The organism is Stenotrophomonas sp. PS02298, assembly GCF_029959445.1.
GTDB lineage: Bacteria > Pseudomonadota > Gammaproteobacteria > Xanthomonadales > Xanthomonadaceae > Stenotrophomonas.
Window position 1 is genome coordinate 1 of sequence record NZ_JASCOR010000131.1, and the last position, 12,755, is coordinate 12,755.

Annotated in this window: 7 protein-coding genes; 5 read left to right on the plus strand and 2 right to left on the minus strand. The window is 63.9% G+C overall.

Annotated features, from left to right (window positions below; genetic code table 11):
* Positions 1–205: 205 nt before the first annotated feature.
* From QMX78_RS16315 to QMX78_RS16330, 4 genes are all read left to right on the plus strand, one after another.
* Positions 206–2,515, plus strand: coding sequence for a family 20 glycosylhydrolase (locus QMX78_RS16315; RefSeq protein ID WP_282271484.1), 2,310 nt, complete (start codon positions 206–208; stop codon positions 2,513–2,515).
* 482 nt (positions 2,516–2,997) lie between these two features.
* Positions 2,998–4,086 carry a glucokinase gene (gene glk / locus QMX78_RS16320; protein ID WP_282271486.1) on the plus strand — a complete coding sequence of 363 codons (1,089 nt, stop codon included), beginning with the start codon at positions 2,998–3,000 and terminating at the stop codon, positions 4,084–4,086.
* A gap of 50 nt (positions 4,087–4,136) precedes the next feature.
* Positions 4,137–6,938: a TonB-dependent receptor gene (locus QMX78_RS16325; protein WP_282271488.1), complete on the plus strand. Its 2,802-nt coding sequence runs from the start codon at positions 4,137–4,139 to the stop codon at positions 6,936–6,938.
* A 234-nt stretch (positions 6,939–7,172) separates the two neighbouring features.
* Positions 7,173–9,533, plus strand: a complete 2,361-nt coding sequence (locus QMX78_RS16330) for a family 20 glycosylhydrolase (RefSeq protein ID WP_282271490.1) — start codon at positions 7,173–7,175, stop codon at positions 9,531–9,533.
* Positions 9,534–9,779: 246 nt separating this feature from the next.
* On the opposite strand, the gene QMX78_RS16335 is transcribed toward QMX78_RS16330, so the two are convergent.
* Together QMX78_RS16335 and QMX78_RS16340 are read right to left on the minus strand one after the other, a co-directional pair.
* Entirely contained in the window at positions 9,780–10,175 is a 396-nt protein-coding gene (locus QMX78_RS16335; RefSeq protein ID WP_282271491.1) for a VanZ family protein, read from the minus strand.
* A complete protein-coding gene (locus QMX78_RS16340; protein WP_282271492.1) occupies positions 10,163–11,347 on the minus strand; it encodes an SAM-dependent methyltransferase in 1,185 nt (394 codons plus the stop codon). Before QMX78_RS16340 ends, QMX78_RS16335 begins: the two co-directional genes overlap by 13 nt.
* 54 nt (positions 11,348–11,401) lie before the next feature.
* Here QMX78_RS16340 and QMX78_RS16345 point away from each other — a divergent pair, with 54 nt between their 5' ends.
* Positions 11,402–12,139 (plus strand): pteridine reductase, encoded by a 738-nt coding sequence (locus QMX78_RS16345; protein WP_282271494.1) that lies wholly within the window; start codon positions 11,402–11,404, stop codon positions 12,137–12,139.
* The last annotated feature ends 616 nt before the right edge of the window (positions 12,140–12,755 follow it).

Below are 12,755 nucleotides of genomic sequence, written 5' to 3' on the forward strand. Positions count from 1 at the left end.
GCCATGCTCGGCATCGGCTACGTTCGGCAATGCTTGCGCTGCCGAGCATGGCTCGGCACTACAACAACAGCAGCAATAGCAGCAATAGCAGCAGCAACAGCAACAGCAACAGCAACAGCAACATCCTGCCGGGCATGGCTCGGCACTACACAAGATCGATGCGGCACTACACACTGCCGCCCAAGCACAGACAGGAGCTCCGCCCATGACGAAGTCCTTCCACAAGCGCAGCCGCGCGCCGTGGCTCAGCAGCTGCGTATTGCTGGGCATGTCCGCCCTGCAGGTACAGGCCGCCGACACCACCTCCGCCCCTTCGCTTGTCCCCCTGCCCGCCAGCTATCAGGCTGACGGCGGCAAGGACTTCGTGCTGCAGAGTTCCGCCCGCGTCGGCGGCAACGACGAGGCCGCTCGCCGCGCCGCCGCGCAGTTCGTGACCCTGCTCAAGCAGAACGGCGGCCCGACCCTCACCGTGGCCGACAACGCCAGCAAGGCGCAGATCCGCTTCCGCCTCGATCCTTCGACGACCAATACCGCCGAAGGCTATGCACTCAAGGTGTCCAATACCGGCATCGACATCAGCGCAGGTGATGATGTCGGCCTGTTCTACGGCGCGGTCACCGCCGCGCAGCTGCTGACCGGCAATACGCCAGGCCATGCCGCCGCCGCAACCATCAATGACACCCCGCGCTTCCCATGGCGTGGCTTCATGCTCGACTCGGCACGTCACTTCCAGAGCATGGACGAGATCAAGAAGCTGCTCGACGCGATGGCGCAGCACAAGCTCAATACCTTCCACTGGCACCTGACCGATGACCAGGGCTGGCGCATGGAGATCAAGCGCTATCCGAAACTGACCGAAGTCGGCAGCTGCCGTGTGCCACTGGGTGATGCCGGCATCAATGCCGCCACCGGCGAAGCGCGCCAGTACTGCGGCTACTACACGCAGGAGCAGATCCGCGAAATCATCGCCTACGCCGCCGAGCGCCACATCCAGGTGATCCCGGAAATCGACGTGCCCGGACATGCCACCGCCGCCATCGTCGCCTACCCGGAACTTGGCACCACCGAACAGAAGCTAGTCATCGACAACCAGTGGGGCGTGTTCCCGAACCTGTTCAACACCGAGGAAGCGACCTTCCAGTTCCTGGAGAACGTGCTGGAAGAAGTGATCCAGATGTTCCCGTCCAAGTATGTGCACGTCGGCGGCGACGAAGCTGTCAAGGACCAATGGATCGCCTCCAAGCGCGTGCAGGAGCGCATGCGCGAACTCGGCGCCAAGGATGAAATGGAAATGCAGAGCCATATCATCAAGCGCCTGGAGAAGTTCCTGGAGCAGCACGACCGCCGCCTGATCGGCTGGGATGAAATCCTCGAAGGCGGCCTGCCGCCGGAAGCCACGGTGATGTCCTGGCGTGGCACCGAAGGCGGGCTCAAGGCCGCCAGCGAAGGCCACGACGTGGTGATGTCGCCGGTCACCCACATGTACATGGACTACCTGCAGACGGAGTCGCCGAACGAGCCGCCGGGCCGCCCGGCCACCATCACCCTGCAGAAGACCTACGAGTTCGAGCCGGTACCGGCCGAGCTGGCAGCGGACAAGCGTTCGCACATCCTTGGCCTGCAGGCCAACATGTTCAACGAGCACACCCGCAACAACCAGAACCTGGAGCACAACCTGTTCCCGCGCCTGGCCGCGGTCGCCGAGACCGGCTGGAGCCCGCAGGACAAGCGCAATTTCGGCAATTTCCTGCAGCGCCTGCCGCAGCAGCTGCAGCGCTACCAGGCGATGAACATCGCCTATGCGAAGACGCCGTTCCAGGTCGACATGATCGACAAGGGTGAGCACCGCACTGGCGCGGTGCAGGTGAGCCTGAACAATCCACTGGGCTACCCGGTGCATTACACGCTGGATGGCAGCCCGGTCACCGCCAGCTCGCCGCTGTACGCGCAACCACTGCAGTTGAAGGTGCCGCTGCAGGTACAGACCGCCGCGTTCTTTGATGGCAAACCACTGGCCAGCGCCAACACCTTCAAGCTTGACGCTGCTTCGTTGCTGGTCCGCGAAGACACCCAGCTGGGCCTGTGCCCGAATGGCGGCAAGCTGTTGCTGCGCCTGGAAGATGACGGCCCAGCCGAAGGCGAGCGCGAAGTGTTCAACGTCAACATCTTCAACCCGTGCTGGTTGTGGAGTGATGTCGACCTGTCGGATATCAGCCGCATCAAGGTGCGTGCAGGCCGCATTCCGTACAACTTCCAGCTGGCCCATGACGAACCGTCGCGCAAGTTCGCGCCGGCACGCACTGCCCATGGCGAAATGGAGATCCTGGCCAACTGCGAAGGCAAGCCACTGGCCTCGGTACCACTGCCGGCCGAACCGAACGCCGATGGTTTCCTCGAGCTGGATGCCAGCATCACCGCCCCGGCAACACGCGGCGACCTGTGCGTGCGCTTCACCGGCGACACCCGCCCGAACATGTGGACGCTGGACTGGATCAAGCTCGAACCGGGCAAGTGATCCACACAACGGTTTGATGCAGGCAGAAGGCCACCGCATGCGGTGGCCTTCTGCCGTTTGGCGAGGTGAAACTCCGGCAGCTGTTGATGCGGCCTTTTTTGTAGGAGCGGCGTAAGCCGCGAAGCCGAGGATGCTACAGCCGCCAGAAAGCCCGCTGGGCCGCGTCAGAGGCTAGCCGGGAGGCATGGAACCTCCGCCCCCAGGGCTACGGGCTTCGCGGCTTACGCCGCTCCCACAAGCCATCCCGCCATGCCAAAAAATTTCACTACAACCAAAAATACCCATTCAATAAGCATCAAAACCCACCTCGAATTTCACATGAAACAAAAATACGGCTTTAAATCATTGATATAGCTCATCCAGAACCCCTCACCCATCAATGAAAATTTTTTGCATCGCACCTTGACATCGTTGTCACGAAGCGCTGACACTCCGCATGCCGCAACGCCAACAGGTGTCGCGCCAACTTCCAGGGGACGTGCGTGGTTGCCAGCCGGAATCCAACAGCCAAGCTGACCACTCCCACATCTGTCGCGCCGTTGCTGGCCGCCGATGTGGGCGGCACCCACGTCCGCGTCGGACTGGTACAACCGGGCAGCAGCACCGGCGCGCCGATGCAGCTGCTGGCCTACCGCCAGTACCGCTGCGCCGACTACCCTGACCTGAGCAGCATCCTTGCCGAGTTCCCGGTCGACCACGCCAACGTGCGCGAATGCGCCATCGCCAGCGCCGGCTACGCCCTGCCCGATGGCACGGTGATCTCCGCCAACCTGCCGTGGCCGTTGTCCTGCAACCGCATCCGCGATGACCTCGGCTTCGCCGCGGTTCACCTGGTCAACGACTTCGAAGCCGTGGCCCATGCCGCCGCACATATCGACGCCAGCGATGCCCTGCAGCTGAGCGGACCGACCACCGCTGCCGAGGGTCCCGTACTGATCGTTGGCCCCGGCACCGGATTGGGCGCGGCGCTGTGGATTCCCAATGGCAATCGCTCAATGGTGCTGGCCACGGAAGCCGGGCAAGCCTCGCTGAGTGCCAGCAGCCCGCTGGAAGTCGCCGTGCTGCAGCACATGCTGCACGGGCGCAGCCATGTCGCCATCGAACACGCCTTGTCTGGCCCCGGCCTGCTCAATCTGTACAACGCGCTGTGCGCCGTACGCACCACCATGCCCGTGCACACCACGCCCGATGCAATCAGCGCCGCCGCCTGCGACGGCAGCGATCCGCATGCCGAACAAACGCTGCAGCTGTTCTGCGCGATTCTCGGCTCGACCATTGGCGACATGGCGCTGCTGTACGGCGCCCAGGGCGGCATCTACCTGGCTGGCGGCATCCTGCCCAAGATCAGCCAGTTCCTCATCAACAGCAGCTTCGCCGAGCGGTTCCTCAACAAGGGACCGATGCGCGAAGCGCTGCAACGCATCCCCGTGAAGTTGGTAGAACACGGGCAACTGGGCGTCATCGGCGCCGCCAGTTGGTATCTGGGACGCAGGGAAACAGAACCCGTCGCGTCGAGTCCGGCAGTACCGCAGGTGCATGAGGCTGTCTGCTCGTGCACGGGTTCCCACTGAACTACATACGGCCGGTTCGCCGGCATCCATCAATGATGAGGAGAGACATCATGAGGTACCGCAAGTCCGTTCTATCCGCCGCCATCGTCACCTGTCTGAGCTTCTCCGCGCACGCGCAGGACGCCAGCCAGGACGCCACCGACCTCGACCGTGTCGTCGTCACCGGCATCCGCGCCAGCCTGCAGCAGTCGCTTGAAACCAAGCGCAACGCCGACGCCATCGTCGACGTGATCACCGCCGAGGACGTGGGCAAGTTCCCCGCCACCAACGTCGCCGAAGCGATGACCATCATCCCCGGCGTCACCATCGATCGCGCATACGGCCAAGGCGAAAAGGTTTCCATCCTGGGTACCGATCCGGCCTTGAACCGCACCCTGCTCAACGGCCAATCCATCGCTTCCGGCGACTGGAACATGTCCGACTTCCCGACCCGCACCTTCAATTACTCGCTGCTGGCGCCGGAAGTGGTTGGCAAGCTGGAAGTATTCAAGTCACCGGAAGCCCGCATCGATGAAGGCTCCATCGGCGGCACGGTGATCGTTTCCACCCGCAAGCCGCTGGACATGCCGGAGAAGGTCAGCGTTTCTGGCCGGGTCAGCTATGGCCGCAATGATCGCATCGAGAAAACCGACCCAAGCGCCTCCGCCGCCTTCGCCTGGAAGAACGAAGCCGAGACCTTCGGCGTCATCGTGTCCGCCCAGGCCTCGAATGAAAGCATCCGCCGCGACGGCATCGAGTCCTACGGCATCGTCCGCGCGAAGGACTACATCGGCGGCCTCGGCGGCTCCAATGGCTCGGTAACCAACCTGCCGACCGACTGGTCGGTGCCACCGAACCCGGATGGCTCGCAGCCCACCTCGCCGGCAACCTGCGTTGGCAAGTGTGCCGAGACGCTGTACGCCAACCCGGATGCAGTCGGCCCCAACTCGACCAGCGCCCATTTCTTCGAACAGGAACGTGAGCGCAAGACCTACTCGCTGGCATTGCAGTTCAAGCCCGTCGAGCAGATGAACATCGAGTTGAACGCGCTGAAGATCAACGCCAACTTCGATCACATGGCGCAGTCGATGTTCACCCACCAGGGCAATACCTGGAACAGCCTGAAGACGCTCACCGACATCACCGTCAAGGATGGCCTGATCACCAGCGCCAGCCACAAGAACGGCCTGGTCGTGTTCGACCTGCAGAACCGCCGCGCACAGGTGGACTCGGCAACCTACGACATCAAGGTGGACTGGAACGACGAGCGCTGGTTCGCCTCCACCCACATCGGCCGCACCAAGGCCGATGGCGGCCCGAAGCAGGTGTTTGGTGAGTTCCTCGCACGCACCGACTACACCTGGTCGATCGCCGATGCACCGGGCAAGCCGGGCAGCGTCGAATTCACCGGCGCCAATCCCTTCCTGAATCCCGACCAGTTCCAGATGGATGGCGGCTGGGGCGCGGACCCGACCCAGCCGACCTGGAACACCGGCTGGGGCGGCAACCTGGTCGAGAAGCCGACCACCGACAAGGAAACCTATGGCCAGGTCGACTTCGGCATCAAGCTGGATTCGCCGGTCTACCTGCTGCGCTTCGGCTACAAGCAGCGCAAGCATGAGACCACCCAGATACAGCGCGGCATCGGCCTGGCATCGGTCGCTGGCTACGGCGATGCCAAGGCATCGGATTTCGATCCGCGCGTGCTGCCGGACAACTACCTGAAGGGTTTCAGCGGCTACGGCGACCTCGGCGAACGCTTCACCATCGACGGCTGGAAGCTGGCCGACTACATCACCAGCGGCAAGTGGCTGGCACCGTGGCAGACCATGCCGGTGGTGTCGCCGTTCAGTGCCGAGGAATTCGCCCGCAACAACTGGTCGATCAATGAAGACATCGGTGCCGCTTACCTGCAGGCCGACTTCAGCTTTGATCGCGTGCGCGGCAACATCGGCGTGCGCTATGTCCGCACCGACCTGGAATCAGGCAGCTACGCCTGCAATACCGGCCTGGCCGGCTGCACCCAGGCCAGCTGGTCCGCCGAGAAGCTGGCCGCGTCCTATGACCACGTGGTGAAGAAGAACAAGTACAACAACCTGCTGCCCAACTTGAACGTCGCCTTCGACGCCACCGACAGTCTGGTGCTGCGCGCCTCCGTCGCCAAGACCATGGCACGCCCGAACTACACCGATGTGTCGTCCTACCTGTGGCTGTCCGATACCGCACTGACCGGTGGTGGCGGCAACCCCAGCCTGAAGCCCTACCTGTCGACCAACGTGGACTTCTCGGCGGAGTGGTACTTCTCGGAGAACGCGATCCTTGCCGGCTCGATCTTCTACCGTGATGTCTCCGACTACATCCTCACCGAGTCGACGCCGGAAATCCATTGGAACCAGAACCAGAACAAGAACGACACCTATCTGGTTGACCGTCCACGCAACGCCGGTGACGCCAAGATCAAGGGCTACTCCGTCGCCTGGCAGCAGAACTTCGGTGCGGGTTTTGGCGTCATCGCCAACTACACCTACTCCGATGGCGAAGCCACCGGCGGCCGCCCGCTGCCGTTCAATTCCAAGAACCAGTTCAACATCAGCCCGTTCTTCGAGAACGACACCTGGACCGCACGCGTCACCTACGGCTGGCGTGACAAGTACTTCACCCAGGTCAGCGCAGGCCGTGAGCTGTGGACCATGGATTACGCCTCGTTGGACGCATCGGTGGCCTTCAAGATCACCGAGAACCTGTCGGTCGGCCTGGATGCGATGAACCTGCTGGATGAGGAATACCACTCGTACTCCGGCGTGGAGCAGCTCACCCGCGGCGCTTACCTGAGCGGCCGTCGTTACAACGCTTCGCTGCGCTTCAACTTCTAAACCACTGAAGCCGCATCAGTAATTCCGTTGTTTTTCTCCTCCAACGGGCTTGGGTTTTCCAAGCCCGTTTTTTTTTCGCTCCAGGGCGGCAAGTGAACGCCATCAACGCAACCGCTGGTGGTACTTCCGGGATTGGAAGCAGCCAACGATATCGGCAAAAATCACCTGTCGATTCCGGGCACCACGCCAGCAGCGGCCACCACAGCGCGCCCACCTTGATCAAGAGGATCCACGATGACCCGACCCCGACTCTGCAGCACCCACGCATTGCACGCCGCGCTCCTGATCGCCCTTGCCTCAGCCAGCGGCCACATCATGGCCACACCTGGCGCCGCTGCATCCACGCAGCAGTTGCCGGTGGAAGTCACGGGCGCCAGCATCATTCCGCGCCCGGTGTCGGTGTTGCCGGGCAATGGTCGCTTCGTGGTCGATGCCTCCACCCGCGTGATCGCCACTGACGGTGCCAGCGAAGTCGCTGCACAGTTCACCCAACTGCTGGGTCGCACCACGCCACTGCAGCTCAAGCCCAGCGGCGATGGCCAGCCCAAAGGGGCGATCCAGTTCCGCATCAACAAACCTGCAGCTAATACCGCATCGCCGGAAAGCTATTCGCTGCGCATCAACGGCGATGGTGTGCTGGTCGAAGCCGGTGATGCGCGCGGTCTGTTCTATGGCGCCATGTCGCTATGGCAGCTGCTTTCCGGCGCACCCGCAAACAGCATCACCCTGCCGGCAATGCAGGTAGAGGATGCGCCGCGCTTCAGCTGGCGCGGCTTCATGCTCGACTCGGCGCGACACTTCCAGAGCATCGACGACATCAAGCTGATCCTCGATGCGATGGCCACGCACAAACTCAACACCTTCCACTGGCACCTCACCGATGACCAGGGCTGGCGCATGGAGATCAAGCGCTACCCGAAACTGCCCGAAGTGGGCAGCTGTCGCGCGGCGGCGGGCGAAGCCGGCATCGGACCCGATGGCAAGCCGCATCTGTACTGCGGCTACTACACGCAGGAGCAGATCCGTGACGTGGTGGCCTATGCCGCCGCACGCCACATCACGGTTGTGCCCGAGATCGACGTGCCGGGCCACGCCCAGGCCGCGGTTGCCGCCTATCCGGAACACGGCGTGGTCGATGGTCCGACCCAACCGTCGGCCAATTGGGGCGTGAACCCCTACCTGTTCAACCCGCGCGAGGAAACCCTGCAGTTCCTGGAAAACATCCTCGCCGAAGTGCTGGAGATGTTCCCCGGCCAGTACATCCACATCGGCGGCGACGAGGCGGTGAAGTACCAGTGGCAGGATTCGCCGCAGGTGCAGGCCTATATCCGCGAGCTGGGCCTGAAGGACGAAGAAGCACTGCAATCGCACATGCTCAAGCGGCTGGAAAAGTACCTGGAAGACCACGACCGCAAACTGATCGGCTGGGACGAGATCATCGAAGGCGGTCTGCCGCCGCAGGCCACGGTGATGTCCTGGCGCGGCATCGAAGGCGGCATCGAGGCGGCCACCCACGGCCACGACGTGGTGATGACGCCGGGCAATACCTTGTACCTGGATTTCCTGCAGACCAATCTGCCGGAAGAACCGACCGGCCGCCCCAAGTTCACCTCGATGCAGCGCGTCTACGCGTTCGACCCGGTGCCGGCCGAGCTGACCCCGGCGCAGCGCAAGCACGTGATCGGCGTGCAGGCCAACATGTGGACCGAGCACACCCGCAACGGCAAGGACCTCAAGCACAACGTGTTCCCGCGACTGGCGGCGCTGTCCGAGATCGCCTGGACGCCGCTGCAGAACAAGAGCTACGACGACTTCCTTGCACGCCTGCCGGCGCAGTTGCAGCGCTACAAGGCATTGGGCATTGATTACGGCCAGACCGCGTTGTCGGTGGCAATGAAGCGTCAGGACGATCGTGCAGCTGAGAAGGTGACGGTCGAGCTTTCCAACCCGCTCAGCTACCGCGACATCCGTTACACCACCGACGGCAGCACGCCGACCGCGCAGTCACCGGCCTATCCCGGCGCGCTGACCTTGCCGGTGCCTACCGTGCTGACCGCGTTGACCTTCTTCAACGGCAAGCCGGTGGCCGACAAGCCCAGCCAATGGAACTTCGATGCGCAATCACTGCTGACCCGCACCGACAAGACCCTGGCGCAATGCCCGCAGGGCGGCCGCCTGCTGCTGCGTCTGGTCGATGACAACCCGCTGCACGGTGAGCGTGACAACTTCGACGTCACCATCTTCAACCCGTGCTGGTTGTGGGAAGACGCGCAGTTGCAGGACATCGCCTCGGTCAAGGTGCGTGCCGGTCGCATTCCCTACAACTTCGGCCTGCTGCGCCCCGAGGAAGCCAAACGCGGCTTCCGCAAGCCGGTGAGCCAGTACGGCGAGTTTGAAGTGCGTGCCGGCTGCGAAGGACGCGTGCTGGCCACCGTGCCGCTGCCGCAACAGCCGGGCAAGGATGGCTTCATTGAACTGGAAGCGCCGCTGCAAGCTGGTGCCGGGCAGATCACCGACCTGTGCATGACCTTCAGCGGCGATACCCGTCCGCAGATGTGGGTGCTGGACCAGGTGCGTCTGCAGCCGAAGCAGTAAGGCCCCGGGGAGCAATCACCGGGAAGGCGCGGTGCGGTACGTGAGTCCTCTCCACCCACGTCCCGCACCGCACCGACTTTGCAAAATCACCGGCGACTTGGCAGCGCCTGTGATGGCGCAAACGTAGCAGCCCAAGGGCCGCCTGCGGAAGTGCCATAAGGGCGGAAATAGCTGATTTATCTAAAGAATTAAGTTGCAGCCGCAACCAGGACAGGTTGCGGCGGCGGCCCGCGGCCGACTATCGACTCAACGCCCTTGCAGCCTCAGCAGTAAATCCCGCAACGGTGTCAGCACCGTCAGCATGCCGATCAGTACACCGCTGGCATTGGCCAGGGCGTCCATCGGATCGGCCATGCGCGTGGCAGTCAGCGCGCCCTGCGCCCATTCAATGCCAACGCCCATCGCAACCAAACCTGCTGCCACCCAGCACAGCGCGCGGCGACTGCCGAACAGCTGCACCGCACTGGCAGACAGGATGAAGTAGGCCAACAGGTGCTCGACCTTGTCACTGTTCTGCGGCAGGTTCAGTTCTGGCGGCGGGATCAGGCACACCACGATCACCGTCAGCACCGCCGCACACCACAGGCCCAACCAGAACCCCTGCCGACGCAGTGGTTTCAGCGTCGTGCTTACAGCCGCCACGTCAGGTCGCCGAGCAGGAAGGCCGCCGACATGTCGACGTCGCGGCTGAAGCCCATCACCTGGAAGCGCTCGCCCATCTCGGTTGGCAAGGTCAGCCGCTTGAGCTGGTCGCGCAGGCGCAACTGGCCGACTTCATCGGTGCGCTCCTCGGCCTGCAGCAGCAGATCGGTGATGCCGTTGCCGAGCAGGAAGTTGGCCTGGTTGCTGTAACCGGCCAGATCGAAACCGGCGTTGGTACCGGCTTCGGCCAGCGCGGTGAAATCCACCGATGCGGTGATGTCCTGCAGGCCCGGCCACAGGAACACGTCGTTGTGCACGCGGTGACGGTAGAACGCACGCATCGTGCCGTCCGTGCGGTCGTGCTGGTAGAACTCGCTGCGCGAGTAGCCGTAGTCGACGAACAGCATCGCACCACGCTGCATGCCACCGGCCACGGCCTGGATCCAGTACGGCAGCTGCGGCAGCACCTCTGAACGGTAACCGTGCGCGAACGGACGCTCCAGATAGCGTTCCACATGCCGCACCGCGCCCAGCATCAGCTGGTCGGCCGGTTGCGCGCCGCGCACGAAGCGGCCTTCGCCGTCGAGCTCGACAGTCTCTTCATAGATCTCGCCTTCGTCGGCGAGGAAACGCGGCGTCGGCAGCGCATCGATCACTTCGTTGGCGAACAGCACGCCGTCCCAATCATCGTCGAACGGCCGGTCCAGCCACTCCACCAACGCGAACACCGGCGGAATCAGTGCGCGTTCCAGACGCTCGCGTTGGCGCTCGCGCAGGTCGGCGCTGGGCTCGAGGATGGCGTAGCGCTCGGGCAGCGCGTCCAGTTCCAGCAGGCGCTTGAGCATGATTTCGGCAAATGCGCCGCTGCCGCCGCCCAGTTCCAGCATGCGTGCCTGCGGGCCGAGCTGCTTCAGCACCGGCGCCACCGCATTGGCGGTGGTGGCGGCAAACAGCGAGCCGATCTCCGGAGAGGTGACGAAGTCACCGGCCGCACCGAATTTGCTTGCCCCGGCGCTGTAATAGCCCCAACCCGGCGCATACAGTGCCAGCTCCATGAAGCGTGAGAACGGCACCGCACCGCCTTGGGCGAGGATATCCGCACGCAGGTGCGCGGCCAGCTGCTCGCTGTGGGCGAGCGCATCTGAATCGGGGGTTGGCAGGTCGGAATGCATGATGCGGCGGTTTGCGAGGACAATGCACAGGATAGCTGAGTAAGGAAACCCCAGATGACAGAATCCCAACGGGTGGCCCTGGTCACCGGCAGCGCGCGCCGCATTGGCGCCGGCATTGCCCGTCACCTGCACGCCCATGGCTACCGCATCGCCCTGCATGCGCACCAGTCCAGCGAGGAGCTGCAGTCCCTGGCCTTCGACCTGGAGAGCGAGCGCGCCGGCAGCGTATTGGCGCTGGAGGCTGATCTGCGCGCCGTGGCCACCCTGCCCGACCTGGTCGAACAGGCGGTCAGCCACTTCGGCCGGCTGGATGCACTGGTCAACAACGCCTCCAACTTCTTCCCTACCCCGTTCGGGCAGGTACAGCCGGAGCAATGGGATGAATTGTTCGCGGTGAATACGCGCGCACCGTTCTTCCTTGCACAGGCCGCCGCGCCGCACCTGATCAAGCAGCGTGGAGCCATCGTCAACCTGACCGACCTGCACGCCACCCAGCCGCTGCGCGAGCACCCGGCCTACAGCTCGGCCAAGGCCGCGCTGGAGATGGTGACCCGCTCGCTGGCACTGGAACTGGCTCCGCATGTACGCGTGAATGCCATTGCCCCCGGTGCCATCCTCTGGCCCGAACAGGGCAAGAGCGAAGCGGCCAAGCAGAAGCTGATGGAGCGCACCCCGCTGGACCGCCTCGGCACCCCGCACGAGATCGCCTCGGCGGTACGCTGGCTGCTGGACGACGCCGGCTACATCACCGGCCAGACCCTGCGCCTGGACGGCGGCCGCCTGCTGACCTAGTGCCGCACACCTGTAGTGCCGAGCCATGCTCGGCAGTGGCTCTACCAGCGAACAGCTGCCCTCACCCCAACCCCTCTCCCGCACGCGGGAGAGGGGCTCAGGAAGCCTTCGCCGCGCACCTGTAGTGCCGAGCCATGCTCGGCAGTGGCTCTACCAGCGAACAGCTGCCCTCACCCCAACCCCTCTCCCGCACGCGGAGAGGGGCTCAGCAAGCCTTCGCCACGCACCTGTAGTGCCGAGCCATGCTCGGCAGTGGCTTTACCAGCGAACAGCTGCCCTCACCCCAACCCCTCTCCCGCACGCGGGAGAGGGGCTCAGGAAGCCTTCGCCGCGCACCTGTAGTGCCGAGCCATGCTCGGCAGGGGCTTTACCAGCGAACAGCGGCCCTCACCCCAACCCCTCTCCCGCACACGGGAGAGGGGCTCAGGAAGCCTTCACCGCACACCTGTAGTGCCGAGCCATGCTCGGCAGGGGCTTTACCAGCGAACAGCTGCCCTCACCCCAACCCCTCTCCCGCACGCGGGAGAGGGGCTCAGCAAGCCTTCGCCACGCACCTGTAGTGCCGAGCCATGCTCGGCAGGGGCTTTACTGACTAGGCCAATGCCGAGCATGGCTC